Raw genomic sequence first — 18,450 nt, 5'->3', positions numbered from 1 at the left:
CCGAAAGCCTGATTTACAGACAAGTGGCCAATACCCGCACAAGCTTTTGCGCGCGCGGATCCATTAAGACGTACGGGCCCAGTGTATTTGTCACAAAACCGAAAGCTACATCGTGCTCCGGGTCAGCAAAACCGATGGAACCGCCCGCGCCCGGATGTCCGAACGCTCGCGGGCCCAGGCCGAACGTAGCGTTGGGCACATCCGGCTGATCGAGCATGCAACCCAGACCGAATCGGGTCCGGGTCAGTAAAGTCTTATCCTCGCCGAGGCTGTGCTCGCGGGTCAGTTCGTCGAGCATTTCGCCTTCGAGCAAGCTGCCATCGAGCAGGCCGGCGTAGAACCCGGCCAGGCTACGGGCGTTACCGTGGCCGTTGGCCGCAGGTTGCTGCATGCGCCGCCACTCCGGCTTGTTGGTGCTGGTCAGCACTGACGGAGGGTTGGTAAACGCCCGGGTGGTCATGGCCGCTGGTTCGCGCATCGTCACTTGCAGCAGCCGCTGGGCCGCTGCATCACCGACGTTGCCCTTGCCACGGGCGATATGCGCCACCCGATGAAACTCTTCGTCGGCCAGGCCGACGTGGAAATCCAGTCCCAAAGGCTTCGCTACCCGTGCCACGATGGACTCACCCGGCCCGCGCCCATCGGCACGACGCAACAGCTCACCGACCAGCCAGCCATAGGTGATTGCCGCATACCCGTGCCCCTGCCCCGGCGTCCACCACGGAGTTTCGGCAGCCAGGGCATCGACCATGGTTTGCCAGTCGTAAAGTGCTTCGGGCGCCAGCAACTCCCGTAGCGCCGGCAAACCGGCCTGGTGACAGAGCAATTGGCGCAACGTCACAGACTCTTTGCCGGCTGCGGCGAATTCCGGCCAGTACCGGGCAACCGGTGCATCCAGTTGCAGCTTTCCTTCGGCGACCAATTGCAGGGCCGTAACGGCAGCGAAGGTTTTGGTGCAAGAAAACAGGTTGGCGATGGTGTCGCTGTGCCAGGCTTGCGCGCCGTCCTTGTCGGAAGTACCGGCCCAGAGATCGACGACGGTTTCGCCACCGATCCGGATGCACAACGCCGCGCCACGCTCCTGAGCATCGTCGAACAGCGCCGCGAACGCCTCGCGTACCGCTTCGAACTTGAGCTCGTAATAACCCTGAATCTGCACCCGCTACTCTCCGGATAAGCGTTCTACAAAATGCCCCGCATTGTTCCAGCCTTTGAGGGATTTGGGAACAGGGCCAGGCCGGGCGGTCAGCTGCCCCTGGAAGTGATCAAATTGTTTCTGGCGTCCGTACAGACGTCATCGCGAGCAGGCTCGCACACACTGGATTTCAATCGATTCATAGGTTCCTGTGGGGCGAGCCTGCTCGCGATATACGATAACGCGGTCCGTCTGGACTCAGTGCCCCTTGCCGGAATGCCCGCCAGTGGCCTTGCCTGGCCCTTGGCCAGCTTCGCCTTTGCGCCCGCCCTCGGTGTCATGGTTGGCTTTATTGGCCTCGGTACTGGCCTTCTGCGCCTCTTTGCCCAACTGTTCAATGGCTGCCAGGTTGCTTTTGCGCACACTGTCGACAAAGCCCTGGAATGGCAGATCGGTAATACCGACCAGGCCAAAATGACCGTTTTCGCCATCCAGCAGTCGCCCGGTTACCGGTTGGTCGAGGTATTGGAACCAGTGCACCCCGACAATCGACGGCTCGCTCAGTGCTTGCTTGAGGAAATTCGCGTAGGCCGGCCCACGGTCCTCTTCCTTCGCCAATTGAGTCACGCCGCCCCAGTATGGCCCGCGATCCGTCGAACCGAAGTTGAACTCAGTGATCAGCACCGGTTTGTCGAGGCTTTTCAGTTGGGCGAAGTCATAGCCGTCCTGGGGTTGCAGGGTGTACATGTTGAAACTCAGTACGTCGCAATACTGGGCACAGGACTCCACGGCTTCTGGCGTACTGATGGCAAAACGGCCACCGAGCAACAACTGGTTTGGCGCGTGCCACTTGAGCGAATCGGAAATGGTCTTGAAGTAAGTGTCGGCGAAGACCTTCTGGAAGTATTTGAAGTCGGCCTCGATTTCCGGGTGGTCAGCGCTTGGCAGCGGCGGCACGAAACCGGGGTCTTCCATTAATTCCCAGGCCGGCAGATCAATGCCCCAGGCTTTCGACAGCCCTGCCTGATTGCGGTACTTGTCGCGCAATTGCTTAAGGAACGCTCGTTTGGCCGGCACGTCGGTGGTCATTTTCAACGTGCCGTAGGCCAGGGCGTAGCGGGCTTTCGGGTCGTCGCCCGGGCCAGCCCAGGCCAGTTCATTATCGGCGTAGTAACCGATCAGCCAAGGGTCATCACGATGATCGCGGGCCGCAATGGCCACCGCGCGCTCGGTGGCCATGGCGAAACGCGGATCGAACGGGTCTGGCATGCCGCCCCACCAGTCGGTCCCCGTGCTGATGCTGGCGTAATCGCCGACGATTGACAGCGGTAAGGTGTAGGGTACCCGTTCAGCATCACCCAGCACCGGCGCGCTCCAGTTGCCGATGGTGTTGAAACCCCAGGCTTGCAGTCGATCAAGGGTGTGTCGGGTCCAGCGCGGCTCATCGATCGTCGTTTTGCAGGGGCAAGAAGGGGTTGTCTCAGCCACTTTCGCTGCCGTGGCATCGACGGCGCCGGTCTTGGCGGCTTCGGCGATACCGGCTTCGGCGGTTGAAGGAACCACCGGTTGCTCGGCAGCCTCCTCGGTCGTCGCCTCTACCGCTTCGGCCTTGGCCGCTTCAGCCACGCCAGACTTGGTATCGCGATCCAAAACGCAAGGGTCGCCGTACAAACGCTGCAGATTCGCGCCGTAGAAGTCATACCATTGGCCAAAATTGAAGCCCCGGCCCAGGTCGACGCCGTTACCGCCACGGTTGTCGCCTTCACCGAAGTGATGAGCCAGTGCCTCATCAGCCTTGGGCAGGGACTCGAACATCCATTCGCGACCGGCGGTGTAGGTCTGATTGACGTCCGGGGTAACGGTGTTGACCCCCAGCGAATAGAACGGGTGCCCTTGTGGCGTGACCAGGTACCAGCGACCGTCGCGTTTCTCCGTGCGGAAGAAACCGCTGGCCTTGAATGACGGGCCTTTGGTCCAGCCACCGAATTTGTCCAGCGAAGACTTCTCGCGCTCGGCCAGCCAGGTTTTCAGCTGTTGCTGTTCCTTGGCCGCAGCGCTTTTCAGTTGTTCGTCGCTGCTGACCTTTTCCGGCCATTTGGCCCGGGTCGATTGACCGTAGGCATCCACCAATCCGCCATACACGGCCTGGGTCACGGCCTCGGCATTCTGCACACCGAAGCGCTCCAGCAGAATACTCTGGGCGACTTTCGGCTGATCCATCGACACGCTCACCGACACGACCTGGCCGCGATCCAGATCACCAGCGCTGCTGGCCAGAAGGATGCGCTGCCCCTCGACCGTCATCGGCATGGGCGGCCCGGCTTTCATGCCCATGCTCAACGGCGACGTCGGCTGCAACGGCACCAACAGGGTCTGCGCCGGGCCGGCCGGCAGATCGACACGGCTGACCAGCGTCTTGCCATCGTTGCTCTGGATGGCCACGTACAGGGTCAGCGCCCAATCCATGGCGTTTTGCACGCGCAAGCTCATGAAGCCTGACTGAGACCAGTCCCAGGCCCCGTTCTGGGGACTCAAACGCAAGGTTGGCCGGGCGACCGGATTGAATGTCACCCGGCGCAGCACTTCACCTTCGGCGGTTTGCTCGGCGTTGGATTGCGGCAGGCTCGCATCCTGGGTCGCTACCTGGACCACATCGGCGGGACGCACAAAGTTGAACAGCGTCTGCTGGTTGGCAGTAGCCGCCAGCAAAGGCGATGCAAACAACAGGGCAAAAACGGCAGGTAACGATTGACGCAACGAACGGCGAATCATGAGAACGGAATTCTCCCTAGCGACCCGGATGGGCCAGTGGAAAAGCAATGACAGAGAGATAGACAACACGGTGGGCTGATTTGCCCACCGATGTGTCAGGAAATTTCACGACGGAATGGCGGCAACGCATTGAGGATCGCCTTGCCATAGCGCTGGGTGACCAGGCGCCGGTCAAGCAAGGTGATGGTGCCGCGGTCTTCTTCGGTGCGCAGCAAGCGGCCGCAAGCCTGTACCAGCTTCAGCGAAGCGTCGGGCACGGAGATTTCCATGAAGGGATTGCCGCCACGGGCTTCGATCCATTCGGCCAGCGCCGCCTCGACCGGGTCATCCGGCACCGAGAACGGAATCTTGGCGATCACCACGTGCTCGCAATAGGCGCCGGGCAGGTCGACCCCTTCAGCGAAACTGGCCAGGCCGAACAGCACGCTGGAATCGCCGCCATCAACCCGCGCCTTGTGCTTGTTCAGGGTTTCCTGCTTCGACAGGTTGCCCTGAATGAACACTTGCTTGCGCCAATCGCGATCCAGGCCGTCGAACACGTCCTGCATCTGCTTGCGCGAGGAAAACAGCACCAGGGTGCCACGAGAGCCTTCTACCAGTTCCGGCAGATCGCGGATGATCGCGGCCGTGTGCGCCGCCGCATCCCGCGGGTCAGCATTCAGATTCGGCACCCGCAGCACTCCGGCATCGGCGTGATGGAACGGGCTGGGCACCACGGCGGTCACCGCTTTTTTCGGCAGACCGGCGCGCATGCGGAAGCGGTCGAAGGTGCCGAGGGCGGTCAATGTGGCTGAGGTCACCAGCGCACCGTAGGCTACGTTCCACAAGTTGCGTCGCAGCATTTCCGCCGCGAGGATCGGGCTGGCGTTAACTTCAATGTCGAACAGCGAGCCGCTCTCGGCCAGGGTCAGCCAGCGCGCCATGGGCGGGTTGTCTTCCGGATCTTCGACGGTGAAGGCGGTCCACAACTCCCAGTTGCCCGAAGAACGCGACAACAGGCTGCCGAACAGCGGATACCACTCTTCGGCCTGATTGCTGGCAATACCGATGTTGACCTCACCGTCCATGCCTTCCTTGAGCAAATCGGTGAGGCGCGTGAACAGGTCGGTCAGGCGCGCGAAGCCTTTTTTCAGCTCGATGCCCATTTCGCGCATGTGCTCGGGGATGACCCCGCCGACGAACCGGTGGCGCGGCCGCTCGCGACCTTCGACATCTTCGCCGGGTTTGAACTCAGCGACCTGCTCGCAGGCAGTAAACATGAACTGCTGCTGGGTCTTGATCTCCCGCGCCAGCTCCGGCACCTGCTCGATCAACTTGCCCAGATCGCCGGGCAACGGGTGTTGTGCCAGCAACTTGGTGAGGTTCTTGGCCGTGGTTTCCAGCCAATCGGCGGTGGAGCGCAGGCGCGTGTAGTGGGCGAAATGGCCGATGGCCTTGTCCGGCAGGTGATGGCCTTCGTCGAATACGTAAATAGTGTCTCGCGGGTCCGGCAGCACGGCGCCGCCGCCCAGGGCCAGGTCAGCCAGGACCATGTCGTGGTTGGTGACGATGACGTCGACCTTGCCCATGCCTTCGCGGGCCTTATAGAAGGCGCACTGGCCGAAGTTCGGGCAATGTCGGTTGGTGCACTGGCTGTGATCGGTGGTCAGGCGCGCCCAGTCGGCGTCTTCCAGCGCGGTGGACCAGCTGTCACGATCGCCGTCCCATTTATTGCCGGCGAGTTTTTCGATCATGCTGGTGAACAGCTTCTGGCTAGCCTCATCGACCTCGATCTTGAAGCCTTCCTCTTCGAACAACTGTGCCGTGGCGGTCTGTGCATGACCTTCCTGGAGCAACATGTCGAGTTTGGACAGGCACATATAGCGCCCGCGCCCCTTGGCCAACGCAAAGCTGAAATTCAACCCGCTGTTGCGCATCAAGTCAGGCAAGTCCTTGTAGACGATCTGCTCTTGCAGGGCGACGGTGGCCGTGGCGATCACCAGGCGTTTGCCGGCCGCTTTCGCCGTCGGGATGGCGGCCAGGCTGTAGGCGACGGTCTTGCCGGTACCGGTGCCGGCTTCCACCGCGACAATCGCGGGCTCGCCGCTGCGCCGGCCTTCGTCATCGGTGTCGATATCCCCGAGGACCTTGGCCACTTCGGCAATCATCAGGCGTTGGCCGTAGCGCGGCTTGAGGCTCTTGGCTTCGAGAAAACGCGAATAGGCGCCCTGGATCGTGGTTTTGAGTTCAGTGCTGATCATGGATTGTCGGGCGCAAAAAACGCTGGATAAATTTTCAGTGGTTCGGAACGACGGCTATCATACCCCGCTAATTAATCCCGCGCAGAACGGAGTACCCCAATGACCGCTTTTAGCCTTGTCTATAGCCTGCATGTCCTCGCCGCACTGGTGTGGGTGGGCGGCATGTTTTTCGCCTGGATGGTCTTGCGCCCCGCGGCTGTGAAGGCCCTTGAGGGCCCTGCCCGACTGAAGTTATGGGTAGAAGTGTTTCAAGGTTTTTTCCGCTGGGTCTGGGTCGCCGTCGTACTGCTGCCCGTCAGCGGCGTAGGCATGTTGCATATGCACTTCAACGGTTTTGAAACCGCCCCGCGATATGTGCAGGTGATGATGGGCTTGTATGTGGTGATGACGGCGCTGTTCATCCGGATTCAGGCGCTGATGCTGCCTGAGTTACGCACGGCGGTCACCGCACAGGACTGGCCGGTCGGGGCGGCGGTGCTCGGGAAGATTCGGCGCCTGGTGGGGATCAATCTGATTGTCGGCTTGCTGCTGGTGGCGATTGCCGCAGCGCGTCCGATGTTTTGATGAATACATAAGTTCTGTGGCGAGGGAGCTTGCTCCCGTTCGGCTGCATAGCAGTCGTAATCCAGCGACCCTGTACATTCTGGAAAAACACGATTGCCGATGTCGGGGCCGCTGCGCAGCCCAGCGGGAGCAAGCTCCCTCGCCACCAGGGTTGTCGGTTGTTCTTACAGCCGCTGAACCGTCACTGCCCCTGCCGCACCGGCCGGCCCTGGCTGACCATCGGCGCCAGGTTTTCCGCTTTTGCCGCCATCGGCCTCGTAGATGAAGCAACCCTTGGCTTTGCCGCCCGCGCCTGGCTTGCCGCCAGGGCCGGCCAAGCCACCGGCTCCACCGGCCACCTGAACCTTGATTTGCTGCGCAGGGTAATCGCGCGGCACTGCCAGCTTGACCAAAGCCCCCGGCGCACCTGGCTGACCATTACTGCCATCGCTGCCATCAGCACCGCGACCGGCCTGCCCCCAGGCGCAGCCCGGCGCCTGGCCATTGGCCCCGTCAAGGCCGACAAATCCCGGCGCTCCCGCGCCACCACGAGCATCCACCAATAATTGCGGCGCCTTCAGTGCCTTGATCTGCAAATTCAGATTACGCCCGGAGCGGGCCGCCTTCTGGTAAGTGCCGGGTGCACCGCGAGCGGTGATCTGGCTGCCCTCGGACAACTCCGCACGACTGACCTTCAACTCCAGCGCCTGTTCACTGGGCACGATAGCAATCCGCGCATCACGGCCCAGGTGCAATTCACCGACGGTGACCTCGGTGACATTCGACGGGATCAGCAATGTGCCGTAATCGGCCACGTCCAGACGTTCCAGCTGCAAGGTGCTGGCGGAGTTGGGCAGGCGCATCAGCGAGTTGGTTTCAACACTCACTACCTGCGCGCAGGCCAGAGGGCTGATGAGTACGGCGAGCAGACAGAGTTTACGCATGAGAAGCCTTCGGTGCGGTCGGAGCGGGAATGGTTTGCAGGTGGAAAACGCCGAAAAAGAGGATTTTCAAGCGATCACGCCAGGGATGGTCGCGGCCCCTGAGGCTGCGGAAGCTGAAGACGGCCTCCAGCAGATGGAGCCCTGCCAGCAGGCTGCCGGCCAGGTTGACCAACAGATGCAGCGGATGGATGAACGGCGTGAGCAGATTGACCAGCACCACTAACCAGAACAGCAGGGACAACAGCTTCCCCAGCCCCCATATCACCTTCATACGCTCCCCCGGTGAGAATTATTATTTGCACGCACAGTAACGGCTTCCGCTCGGGATAAGCCAGAGGGCAAACAAAAATTCTTCAAGAAGACCGCCGAATGGCTGCCGGAACGCCGCAAAAAAAGCCCGACAGCTCTATTCCGTGGTTTAGCGATTGATATGCAATTCCACCCGACGGTTTTTCGCGCGTCCTGCATCGGTTTCGTTATCGGCCACGGGCTGACTTTCGCCCTTGCCCTCGCTGGTGAGTTTGTTCGGCGCCACGCCCTGGCTCAACAGGTATTGCGCGACACTGCTGGCGCGCCGCTCCGAGAGTGCCTGGTTATAGGTATCGGACCCGACGCTGTCGGTGAAGCCAACCACCTTGATGCTGACCACATCGGCGTCCTCGAGCTTGCCCATGATCGCGTCCAGCTGACTCTTCGCGGCGGGCGTCAGCTCGGACTGATTAAAGGCAAACAGGACATCGCCGGCATCGCTCAGGGTGATGACCTCCGATTGCACCGGTTCGGCTGGCTTCACGCTGGCCGGATACTGCGGCAAAGGGCAACCATGATGATCGACAGGGGTATTGGCCGGTGTGTCAGGGCAGCGATCACGACGGTCGAAAACGCCATCGCCGTCCTCGTCGCCATCCTGGGCATAACAAATCAAACCACCGGTCAAAATACCGAGCGCCGCTCCGCCGGCCGCCCATCCACCACTTTCGAATGCGCCCAGGCCTCCACCGACCAGTCCGCCAATGACGCTGCAGATCGGCCAGGTACGTTGATTGAGGGGGGCAGTACCATCACTGTGAGTGGCGCAACCGGTCAACAGGCTGCCAAGCAGCAGAACCGGCAAGACGGTCCGTGTGAGTCTGGTCATTTTCAGAAGCTCCTGTGTCACCGGCCAGTGCCGGTTACACAGGAGTAAAGACCCGCATCCGCGACTGCACAAGGCGCGGATGCGAGGGGCTTAGCGCTCGATTTTGATTTCCGTGCGACGGTTCTGCGCACGGCCGTCGGCGGTTTTGTTATCGGCAACCGGCTGGCTTTCACCGGCACCGGAAACAGACACGAAGTTGCTACGCGGCACACCTTGCTGGATGAGGTAATCAACCACCGAGTGGGCGCGTTTATCCGACAGTTTCTGGTTGTAGGTGGCACTGCCCACGCTGTCGGTATGACCCACAACGGTCATCCGTGCGGTAGGGGCTTCGGCTTTCAAGCGAGTGGCGATCTTATCGAGCACCTGCTTGTCCGACGCGGTGAGTGTCGCTTTGTCGAACTGGAAGTGAACATCGCGGATGACAATCGTTTCTTCCTTGACCACCACGGCCTCTTCGACCACTGGTGCAGGTGCCGGTGGTGGGCAACCATTGGCATCGACCTTCACGCCATGAGGCGTGCCTGGGCACTTGTCGCGGCTGTCCGGCACACCATCGCCGTCTTCGTCGCCATCGCCGTGAACCCAGCAATAGGCTGCTGCCGTACCACCGACAAGCAGCGCGCCATAACCCGCCCAGGACGAACTCTCGGTTGCGCCGAGACCCGCACCTACGACACCGCCGACGGCCGCACAGGTCGGCCAGTCGGTTTTTTGCAAACCTGCGCAACCAGTCAACACACTGGTAAGCAGAACCAGGGGTAATGCTGTCCGAACTATGCTCATCTAGTTTTCTCCTGAAGGATCGGCTTAGAACCGATTCAGGGAGTAAAGACCGGAGTTTTAATCTCCGCCAGCAATAGGCCATTGCTGTTTTGTCCAGTGTTCAGGACCAATCGCCACTTTTGCGTCAAAGCCGCTCTAGGCTCGGACTCGCAGGCAAGCTAGTCTTGGCAGATCTGATTGAGGATCTTTGATGATTGCAGGTAACTCTTCGCGCACGCCGCAGCAAGCGCTGGCCGCTTTGCTGGATCTTTACGCCCCTTCGCGCCTGTTGCTGATCGGCGCCAGCGAATTCCCCGCGCTTGAAGCTTTCAAGCTCGCCCATCCGGACACCTGCGTGGCGCACGCGGCACCAGGGCCATTGCCGGCCGAACTGGCGGCGCGCCGATTTGACCTGGCACTGGTGGTCGATTGCCTCGAGCACTTGCCCAAGCGTGACGGCCTGAATTTGCTCGGCGGTATCCGCAACCTCAATGCCAGCCGCATCGCGGTGCTGGCAGACCTGCCCGCCAGCGGCTGGCAAGAAACGGACTTTTTCTCCCTGGCCCTGCAAGCCAGCGAACGTTTCCAGCGTGACGATCAAGTGCTGACACTGTTCACCTATGATCTGCTTGACTACAAGCAAGTCCCCGACTGGCTCAACTCGCGGTTCTGGGCCAATCCGGAAAACTTCGGGAAATATTGGTGGTAACGCAATGAGTACATCCATTTGCCCTTGCGGCAGCGGCACTCTGCTCGATGCTTGCTGCGGTCATTACCATGCCGGGCACCCGGCCCCTTGCGCCGAAGCTCTGATGCGCTCGCGCTACAGCGCTTACGTGCTGGGCCTGATCGATTATCTGGTGGCGACGACCCTGCCCGCGCAGCAGGCCGGCCTTGATCGGCAATCGATCAGCAACTGGAGCGCCCAGAGCACCTGGCTGGGTCTTGAGGTGGAAAGCTCCGAAGTCCTCGGCGGTCAACCGGAACACGCCTTCGTGACCTTCACCGCACGCTGGCACGATGGCAGCGGCGAACACAGTCATCGTGAGCGTTCGTCATTCGTACAGAACGCCGGTCGCTGGTATTTCATCGACCCCACCGTGCCCCTCGACATCGGGCGTAACGACGCCTGCCCCTGCGCCAGCGGGCAAAAGTTCAAGAAGTGCTGCTCAGGTTATTTCGCCCGTTGAGGTAAATCCAGGGAGCTAGACTGGGCATCAAAGGAGTCCCGCCATGCTCAGTCGACGACGCACACTTCAATCCCTCATCCTGCTGGTGTTTCTTGGGCTCGGCGGTTGTGCGTCGTGGTTCAGCGATGAGGAACCGGACCCCGAGGTCCATCTGGTCAGGGTCGAAGTCGTGCGGGCCAAGTTGCTGGAGCAGCGGTTTGTGCTGCATTTCCGGATCGATAATCCCAACGACAGCGACCTGACGGTGCGAGGGCTGGAGTATCGCATTCATCTTGGCGACCTCCTGCTGGCCGAAGGCGAGCATGAACACTGGATCACCGTCGGGCCCAAAAGCAGCGGTTTTTACAAAGTACCGATCCGCACCAACCTGTGGTCGAAAGTGAGGGATTTGGTCAAGCAACTGAAAAGCCCCAGACAACCCGTCCCCTATCGGCTGGAAGGTGAAATGGAAACCGGTTTATTCATCGCCCACTACGTGCACCTGGCGCGTAATGGCGTGATAATCCCCGCCGATCTAATTCCGGAGTAACCCCGATGACCCAGCAACCCCATGTACATGGCCCAGACTGCAACCACGATCATGACCACCATGATCACGACCACGGCCATGTCCACGGCCCGAACTGCGGCCATGCTCACCAGGAACCGGTGCGCAACGCCCTGAAAGATGTTGGCCGCAATGACCCGTGCCCATGCGGCAATGGCAAGAAGTTCAAGAAGTGCCACGGCGCTTGATGGGTTAGACCCATTTCCCTGTGGAACCGGCTTGCTGGCGATCAATGCGACGCGTTTTGTCATACGCACCGCTTCGCCGGCAAGCCAGCTCCCTCAGGTTTTCAGTCGGCCATCAAGATCTGTGCGGTACTGACGACCGTCGCATACTCGCCATGCAGATTCCCCAGCGACATCCCGTGTACATCCTCGGCGGAACGGGCCTTACCGAAAAAGTCAGGCTTGTCGAAGGTAAAGCACGCATCCTCCACCACCCACGCATCGAACCCCAGATTGCCCGCGGTACGCGCAGTGGACTCCACGGAGTTGTGGGTCGCCACGCCGACGATGATCAATTGTTCGATCCCCGATTCACGCAAACGCGCTTCCAGCCCCGTCGAACAAAACGCATCCGGCACTTGTTTTTGAATCAACTGCTCGCCAGGCAATGGCTGAAAGCGCTCCTGAAACTCCACGCCCGATTGCTGCGGCCAGAACACCGAATCCTGCGAGCGGGACAGGTGTTGCACGTGAATGATCGGCCGCCCGCTGCGACGCCAGTGGGCTAACAGCTCCAACATGCGATCTTCGGCCCGAGGATTGTTGCGCCGGCCGAGTCTGGGGTGAAGGATGCCTTTTTGTTGATCGATGATGATCAGTGCCGCGTTCTTCTCAAGCTCCATGCTCGCTCTTCTCACGCCAGGTCAGTTGATTCGCTGCACTTCAACATCGGCCCCGGCCGGTGGCAAGCCATCGAATGCAAACCGGATCCCGGACAAATCCTGAAATAACCTCGCCACCTGCTTGCGCGGCCACCTCCTGCTCACTAACGTAGCGCCTTTACTGACGTTACCGCCCCGCAGGAGCTTTGCCATGGCCTCGCCAGCCCTTACACATTTTCTACCCCGGTTCGGCGTTGCCGCAGCAGTTGCAGGTGTTTTGAGCCTGACCGGCTGTCAGAACTTCAACGCACAGGACACCGTTCCGCCGACTTCCGGCGTACAGCCGCTCAAAGGTCTGGCGCAGAACGTTTCGGTACGCCGCAATGCCATGGGCATGCCGCTGATCGAAAGCAGCAGCTTCCATGACGCCCTGTTCACCCTCGGCTACGTGCACGCCAGCGACCGCATCACGCAGATGGTCACCTTGCGCTTGCTGGCACAGGGCCGTCTGGCCGAGATGCGCGGTTCGGACCTGCTCGATGCCGACCGCTACATGCGCGCAGTCAACCTGAAGAAAAGCGCAGGAGAGCTATACAAGGCGTCTTCGCCACGCCTCAAGCGTTTCTTTGAGGTCTATGCCCGCGGGGTCAACGCTTACCTGTTCCGCTACCGCGACAAGCTGCCGGCCGATCTCGCCGCCAGCGGCTACAAACCTGAATACTGGCAACCGGAAGATTCGGCGCTGATTTTCTGCCTGCTCAACTTCAGCCAGTCAGCCAACCTGCCCGAAGAAATCTCCGAGCTGGTGCTGGCCCAAACGGTGTCTACCGACAAACTGCCGTGGCTGACCCCTTCCGCCCCCGATGAACAATTGCCAGTGGCCGAAAGCGAAAAGCTGCAAGGCATCAAACTCAACGGACAAGTACCGGGGCTGGCGGAAATCAGCAAAGCCACGAGCCAGCTCGCCGAGCTGAATCTGCTCGGTGCCACTTCATCGAACAACTGGGCCATCGCCCCGCAACGCAGCCGTAGCGGCAAGAGCCTGCTGGCCAGCGACAGCCATGGGCCGATGGGCGTGCCGTCGTTGTTCAGCTACGTGCAGATTCGCGCACCGAAATACCAGGCGTCCGGCGTGACCATTGCCGGGTTGCCAATGGTGCTCGGCGGGTTCAACGGCAAAGTCGCGTGGAGCACGACCAGCGTCATGGGCGACAACCAGGACCTGTTCCTGGAAAAAATCAAACGCCAGGGCAACGGCCTGGCCTACGAAAGCGGCGGCAAGTGGCAGCCGGCAATCGTGCGTAACGAAACCTACTTCATCAAAGGCCAGCGGCCGATTCGCGAAGCGGTGTACGAAACCCGCCACGGCCCTCTGCTCAACAGCGCCCAGGGTCTTGCCCAGGGCAGCGGCTTCGGCCTGGCCTTGCAGACGCCGAGCTTCACCGATGACAAAACCCTGGATGCTTTTTTTGACCTGTCCCGCGCACAGAATGTCGAGAAGGCGTCGGACGCCAGCCGCGAGATCCGCGCCATTGCACTGAATCTGGTGTTTGCCGATGCCAGCAACATTGGCTGGCAAGTCACCGGTCGCTACCCGAACCGTCGCGAGGGTGAAGGCCTGCTGCCGTCGCCGGGTTGGGAAGGTCGCTACGATTGGGACGGCTATGCCGACCCGATGCTGCACCCCTACGATCAAGACCCGGCACAGGGCTGGCTCGGCACCGCAAACCAGCGGGTCATCCCCCATGGCTATGGCATGCAGCTGTCCAATTCCTGGTCGGCACCGGAACGTGGCGAGCGCCTGGCTGAACTGGCCGGCGTGGGCAAGCATGACACCCGAAGCCTTATCGCGATGCAGTATGACCAGACCACCACCTTCGCCACCAAACTGAAAAAAATGTTCGAAGCGCCGGGCATGTCGCAACCGCTCAAACAAGCCATCGCGGCATTGCCCGCAGCGGATGGAGCCAAGGCACGAGAGGCACTGAGCCGCTTGATGGCATTCGATGGCAAGCTCAGCCCGACCTCCACCGACGCGGCGATCTACGAGCTGTTCCTGCAGGAAAGCGCCAAGCAGATTTTCCTCGACGAACTGGGACCGGAAAGCAGCCCGGCGTGGAAGGCCTTTGTCGCCAACGGCAAGTTGTCCTACTCCGCCCAGGCCGATCACCTGTTGGGTCGTGAAGACAGTCCATTCTGGGATGACGTGCGCACCGCGCAAAAAGAAGACAAACCGGCGATTCTCGCCCGCAGCCTGGCAGCGGCGATCAGCGCCGGGGACAATCAGCTGGGTGGCGACCACAAAGCCTGGCAGTGGGGCAAACTGCACCGCTACGAATGGAAGAATGCCAGTGGCCAGACCGTGCGCGGTCCGCTGCCGGCCGGCGGCGATCACACCACGCTCAACACCGCTGCGTTCGCCTGGGGCCAGGACTTCAACACCACGCTGGCGCCTGCCATGCGCTTTATCGTCGACTTCGGCCTGGCCGAACCGCTGATGGGGCAGAACGCCACCGGCCAGTCCGGCAACCCGGCCAGTGCGAATTACCTGAACAGTATCGACCCATGGCTGAAAGGCCAGTACATGAGCCTGCCGATGCAGCCGCAGAACTTTGACAAGGTCTACGGAACCCAGCGTCTGACCCTGACGCCGGGCAAATAAGGACCGACACCCATACCCGGTGGGAACGAGCCTGCTCGCGATGAGGCCATGCCAGTCAACTCAAGTGGTGACTGACATGCCGCCATCGCGAGCAGGCTCCCACATCGGTACAGCGCCACCCCATCAAATCCCGATAGAACTTCTCGCTCCACGCCAGCCTCCTGGCTAACAAGCCATCCATTCCGGTCACCATCGTGGATCTTGTTATCGCGCGTCCCGAAGGTTTGTACTGCCCCGCCAACGAGTGGCAAGTGGAATGGAAGTGGGATGGCATCCGCGCCCAACTGATCAAACGCGATGGTCGGCTATGGGTCTGTTCGCGGGGGGAGGAACTGGTGACCGAGTGCCTCCCTGAGTTCGAGAGCCTGATTCACTGCCTGCCCGCCGGCACGGTGGTCGATGGCGAAATCGTCGTCTGGAAAACTGCTCAAGCCGAGACCGCGGATGCCTTCGATCCACAGTTACCGGCAGCACCCGCCGTGCAACCGTTCGCCCTTCTGCAGCAGCGGATTGGCCGTAAAACCTTGGCAGAAAAATACTCAATGACGTGCCGGTAGTGAACCTTGCCTACGTTTTGCTGGAGTGGAAAGGCCAGGGCTGGCGCAACCAGCCTCAGGCCCGGCGGCGCAGTCAGCTGGAACAGGTCATCGTCCGAAGCAACAACCCGGTATTGCTCGCCTCGCCACTGCTGACCGGCAACGACTGGTTCGACCTGGCCCGGCAGCGCGAAGCGTCGCGCAGCCTGGGCGTCGAAGGCATGATGCTCAAGGCCCGGGAGGCGTTGTATGGCGTTGGTCGCACCAAGGACATGGGGGTGTGGTGGAAATGGAAAGTCGACCCGTTCAGCATCGACGCGGTGCTCATTTACGCGCAACGCGGTCATGGCCGCCGGGCAAGCCTCTACAGCGACTACACTTTCGCCGTCTGGGACGGCCCGCCCGATGCCAGAGAGCGCTCGCTGGTGCCCTTCGCCAAGGCTTACTCGGGGCTGACCGACGAGGCTGACCATCTCGGCACGTTGCAGGACTTACTCAGTTAACCAGCCCCTGTGAACACCAGTCCCCTGTGGCGAGGGAGCTTGCTCCGCTCGGCTACGAAACAGCCGTAATCGCGCCTCATCAGGGCCGACTACAGAATTGCGTACACAGGTTTTGCGGTCGCTTCGCAACCCAGCGGGAGCAAGCGCCCTCGCCACAGGCATTGGCAGCAAGTCGAACCGAAATAGTGCAGGCTTCCCACGCCGCCCATTTTCGTGCACTAATCCCATCCGGCAATTTCCTGAACACCTTTTAAAACGCTTGTTCGGCACTCTGGTTCGGAAATTGCTACTTTCAGTAGGTCTTACGCTTACCAGTAACAATAAATCTGCGCCACAAGCGCTCATATTGGTTCTTAGGGATTGAATAATGAAAAAAGCATTGCTGACCCTTTCTGCACTGGCATTGTGCGTAGCTGCTGGCTCCGCGCTGGCAAAGGAATACAAAGAGTTGCGTTTTGGCGTTGACCCTTCCTACGCACCGTTCGAGTCGAAAGCGGCCGACGGCAGCCTGGTAGGTTTCGACATCGATCTGGGGAACGCAATCTGTGCCGAACTGAAGGTCAAGTGCAAATGGGTCGAAAGCGATTTCGACGGCATGATTCCTGGCCTGAAGGCCAATAAATTCGACGGCGTGATCTCTTCGATGACCGTCACCCCGGCCCGCGAAAAAGTCATCGACTTCTCCAGCGAGCTGTTCTCCGGCCCGACTGCCTACGTGTCCAAGAAAGGTTCTGGCATCACCGCAGACGTCGCTTCGCTCAAAGGCAAAACCGTCGGCTACGAGCAAGGCACCATTCAGGAAGCCTATGCCAAAGCCGTTCTGGACAAGGCTGGCGTGAAAACCCAGGCCTATCAAAACCAGGACCAGGTGTATTCCGACCTGACTTCCGGTCGTCTCGACGCCGGTATCCAGGACATGCTGCAAGCCGAACTGGGCTTCCTGAAGTCGCCAAACGGTGCCAATTTCGAAATCAGCAAGCCGGTCGATAACGAACTGCTGCCGGCTAAAACAGCGGTCGGTATTAAGAAAGGTAACACTGAGCTGAAAGCACTTTTGGATAAAGGTATCAAAGCGTTACACGATGATGGCACCTACGCCACCATTCAGAAGAAACACTTTGGCGATCTGAATCTGTATAGCGGCAAATAATGCCCGGCGCCCATCTCGCGATGGGCGCTTTTTTCTTCCGATCTGGTTGCTGATTTTATGTTTGAAAACCTCCTGCAAAATCTGGGGCTCGCAGCCTTCAGCCTCAAGGGTTTCGGCCCGTTGCTGATGGAAGGCACCTGGATGACCATCAAATTATCGGCGATGTCGCTGCTGGTGGCCGTGTTGCTCGGCCTGCTCGGCGCCAGTGCCAAACTGTCAAAAGTCAAATTGCTGCGCTTGCCTGCCCAGTGCTACACAACGCTGATTCGCGGCGTGCCGGATCTGGTACTGATGCTCTTGATCTTCTACAGCCTGCAAACCTGGCTGACGTCGTTCACCGACTACATGGAATGGGAATACATCGAGATCAACCCGTTCAGCGCCGGGGTCATTACCCTGGGTTTCATTTATGGCGCGTATTTCACCGAAACCTTCCGTGGCGCGATTCTCGCAGTACCGCGGGGTCAGGTCGAAGCCGCCACCGCCTATGGCCTCAAACGCGGCCAGCGCTTCTGGATCGTGGTGTTTCCGCAGATGATGCGTTTTGCCCTGCCGGGTATCGGCAACAACTGGATGGTCATGCTCAAGGCCACCGCGCTGGTATCGATCATTGGCCTGGCCGACTTGGTCAAGGCTGCGCAGGACGCCGGTAAAAGCAGCTATCAGCTGTTCTATTTCCTGGTACTCGCCGCCTTGATCTACCTGGCGATCACCAGTGCCTCCAACTTCATTCTGCGCAGGCTGGAACGCCGGTACTCCGCCGGTACACGGGAGGCCGTGCGATGATCGAACTCTTGCAGGAATACTGGAAAGCCTTCCTCTACACAGACGGTCAGAACATCACCGGCCTGGCCATGACTCTGTGGCTGCTCAGCGCGTCGATCTTCTTCGGCTTCCTGGTGTCGATCCCACTGTCCATCGCCCGGGTCTCGCCGCAGCTCTACATTCGCTGGCCGGTGCAGTTCTACACCTACCTGTTCCGTGGTACGCCGCTCTATATCCAGCTACTGATCTGCTACACCGGGATCTACAGCCTGGCCGCCGTGCGCGCGCAGCCGCTGCTCGACAGTTTTTTCCGCGATGCGATGAACTGCACCATCCTGGCCTTCGCCCTGAACACCTGCGCCTACACCACGGAGATCTTCGCCGGGGCGATTCGCAGCATGAACCACGGTGAAGTCGAAGCGGCCAAGGCTTACGGCCTGACCGGCTGGAAGCTGTATGCCTACGTGATCATGCCGTCGGCCCTGCGTCGCTCGTTGCCGTACTACAGCAACGAAGTGATTCTGATGCTGCACTCGACCACCGTGGCGTTCACCGCGACCATCCCGGACATTCTGAAAGTCGCTCGGGACGCCAACTCGGCGACCTTCCTGACCTTCCAGTCGTTCGGCATCGCCGCGCTGATCTACCTGACCGTCACCTTTGCGCTGGTCGGCCTGTTCCGTCTCGCCGAACGCCGATGGCTGGCCTTCCTCGGGCCGACCCACTAGGACTTC

Annotated in this window: 17 protein-coding genes and 1 pseudogene; 10 read left to right on the top strand and 8 right to left on the bottom strand. The window is 60.4% G+C overall.

All coding sequences use genetic code 11. From position 1 onward, the window contains the following. Positions 1-13: 13 nt before the first annotated feature. The 3 genes from F7R06_RS18155 to dinG all read right to left on the bottom strand — a co-directional run bounded on the left by F7R06_RS18155 (position 14) and on the right by dinG (position 6,147). The gene (locus tag F7R06_RS18155) at positions 14-1,159 is read right to left on the bottom strand and encodes a serine hydrolase domain-containing protein (protein WP_090317116.1); all 1,146 of its coding nucleotides are present in this window, start codon (positions 1,157-1,159) and stop codon (positions 14-16) included. Positions 1,160-1,393: 234 nt separating this feature from the next. Then, entirely contained in the window at positions 1,394-3,907 is a 2,514-nt protein-coding gene (locus F7R06_RS18150) for a beta-galactosidase (protein ID WP_090317113.1), read from the bottom strand. A gap of 95 nt (positions 3,908-4,002) precedes the next feature. Further along, a complete protein-coding gene (gene dinG / locus F7R06_RS18145; RefSeq protein ID WP_090317110.1) occupies positions 4,003-6,147 on the bottom strand; it encodes an ATP-dependent DNA helicase DinG in 2,145 nt (714 codons plus the stop codon). Between the two features lie 99 nt (positions 6,148-6,246). On the opposite strand from dinG, the gene F7R06_RS18140 reads away from it, so the two are divergent. Then, positions 6,247-6,711: a CopD family protein gene (locus tag F7R06_RS18140; RefSeq protein ID WP_090317107.1), complete on the top strand. Its 465-nt coding sequence runs from the start codon at positions 6,247-6,249 to the stop codon at positions 6,709-6,711. Between the two features lie 164 nt (positions 6,712-6,875). On the opposite strand, the gene F7R06_RS18130 is transcribed toward F7R06_RS18140, so the two are convergent. The 4 genes from F7R06_RS18130 to F7R06_RS18115 all read right to left on the bottom strand — a co-directional run bounded on the left by F7R06_RS18130 (position 6,876) and on the right by F7R06_RS18115 (position 9,558). Further along, a complete protein-coding gene (locus tag F7R06_RS18130) occupies positions 6,876-7,634 on the bottom strand; it encodes a collagen-like protein (RefSeq protein WP_090317104.1) in 759 nt (252 codons plus the stop codon). After that, positions 7,627-7,905 (bottom strand): DUF1145 domain-containing protein, encoded by a 279-nt coding sequence (locus F7R06_RS18125; protein WP_090317101.1) that lies wholly within the window; start codon positions 7,903-7,905, stop codon positions 7,627-7,629. The genes F7R06_RS18130 and F7R06_RS18125 overlap by 8 nt, the downstream gene beginning before the upstream one ends. 147 nt (positions 7,906-8,052) lie before the next feature. Continuing rightward, complete coding sequence (locus F7R06_RS18120; RefSeq protein WP_090317100.1) at positions 8,053-8,772, bottom strand: PA1041 family peptidoglycan-binding anchor lipoprotein; 720 nt, start codon at positions 8,770-8,772, stop codon at positions 8,053-8,055. A gap of 90 nt (positions 8,773-8,862) precedes the next feature. Next, positions 8,863-9,558 (bottom strand): PA1041 family peptidoglycan-binding anchor lipoprotein, encoded by a 696-nt coding sequence (locus F7R06_RS18115; protein WP_090317099.1) that lies wholly within the window; start codon positions 9,556-9,558, stop codon positions 8,863-8,865. 190 nt (positions 9,559-9,748) lie between these two features. Here F7R06_RS18115 and F7R06_RS18110 point away from each other — a divergent pair, with 190 nt between their 5' ends. Genes F7R06_RS18110 through F7R06_RS18095 form a run of 4 tightly spaced genes read left to right on the top strand, consistent with a single transcriptional unit; the run spans position 9,749 to position 11,462 of the window. Beyond that, on the top strand, positions 9,749-10,246 hold the full coding sequence (locus F7R06_RS18110; RefSeq protein WP_090317098.1) for a DUF6231 family protein: 498 nt from the start codon (positions 9,749-9,751) through the stop codon (positions 10,244-10,246). A gap of 4 nt (positions 10,247-10,250) precedes the next feature. After that, the gene (locus F7R06_RS18105) at positions 10,251-10,727 is read left to right on the top strand and encodes a YchJ family protein (RefSeq protein WP_090317097.1); all 477 of its coding nucleotides are present in this window, start codon (positions 10,251-10,253) and stop codon (positions 10,725-10,727) included. Between the two features lie 43 nt (positions 10,728-10,770). Continuing rightward, positions 10,771-11,256, top strand: coding sequence for an LEA/WHy family protein (locus F7R06_RS18100; protein ID WP_090317096.1), 486 nt, complete (start codon positions 10,771-10,773; stop codon positions 11,254-11,256). A 5-nt stretch (positions 11,257-11,261) separates the two neighbouring features. Continuing rightward, positions 11,262-11,462, top strand: coding sequence for an SEC-C metal-binding domain-containing protein (locus F7R06_RS18095; protein WP_034146774.1), 201 nt, complete (start codon positions 11,262-11,264; stop codon positions 11,460-11,462). Positions 11,463-11,563: 101 nt separating this feature from the next. Here the strand turns inward: F7R06_RS18095 and F7R06_RS18090 are convergent, their stop codons facing one another. Then, positions 11,564-12,121 (bottom strand): cysteine hydrolase family protein, encoded by a 558-nt coding sequence (locus F7R06_RS18090; protein WP_090317095.1) that lies wholly within the window; start codon positions 12,119-12,121, stop codon positions 11,564-11,566. 190 nt (positions 12,122-12,311) lie between these two features. Here F7R06_RS18090 and F7R06_RS18085 point away from each other — a divergent pair, with 190 nt between their 5' ends. The 5 genes and pseudogenes from F7R06_RS18085 to F7R06_RS18065 all read left to right on the top strand — a co-directional run bounded on the left by F7R06_RS18085 (position 12,312) and on the right by F7R06_RS18065 (position 18,444). Further along, positions 12,312-14,762, top strand: a complete 2,451-nt coding sequence (locus F7R06_RS18085; protein ID WP_090317094.1) for a penicillin acylase family protein — start codon at positions 12,312-12,314, stop codon at positions 14,760-14,762. Between the two features lie 218 nt (positions 14,763-14,980). Then, positions 14,981-15,762, top strand: a pseudogene (locus F7R06_RS18080) (ATP-dependent DNA ligase); the annotation flags it as partial. Between the two features lie 406 nt (positions 15,763-16,168). Beyond that, positions 16,169-16,951 (top strand): transporter substrate-binding domain-containing protein, encoded by a 783-nt coding sequence (locus F7R06_RS18075; RefSeq protein WP_090317093.1) that lies wholly within the window; start codon positions 16,169-16,171, stop codon positions 16,949-16,951. 57 nt (positions 16,952-17,008) lie between these two features. Further along, the gene (locus F7R06_RS18070) at positions 17,009-17,737 is read left to right on the top strand and encodes an ABC transporter permease (RefSeq protein WP_090317092.1); all 729 of its coding nucleotides are present in this window, start codon (positions 17,009-17,011) and stop codon (positions 17,735-17,737) included. Beyond that, a complete protein-coding gene (locus tag F7R06_RS18065; protein ID WP_090317091.1) occupies positions 17,734-18,444 on the top strand; it encodes an ABC transporter permease in 711 nt (236 codons plus the stop codon). Before F7R06_RS18070 ends, F7R06_RS18065 begins: the two co-directional genes overlap by 4 nt. The last annotated feature ends 6 nt before the right edge of the window (positions 18,445-18,450 follow it).

The organism is Pseudomonas moorei (assembly GCF_008801475.1).
Lineage (GTDB): Bacteria > Pseudomonadota > Gammaproteobacteria > Pseudomonadales > Pseudomonadaceae > Aquipseudomonas > Aquipseudomonas moorei.
Note: the sequence above shows the minus strand (reverse complement) of the source record. Positions and strands in the feature narration are given on the sequence as shown.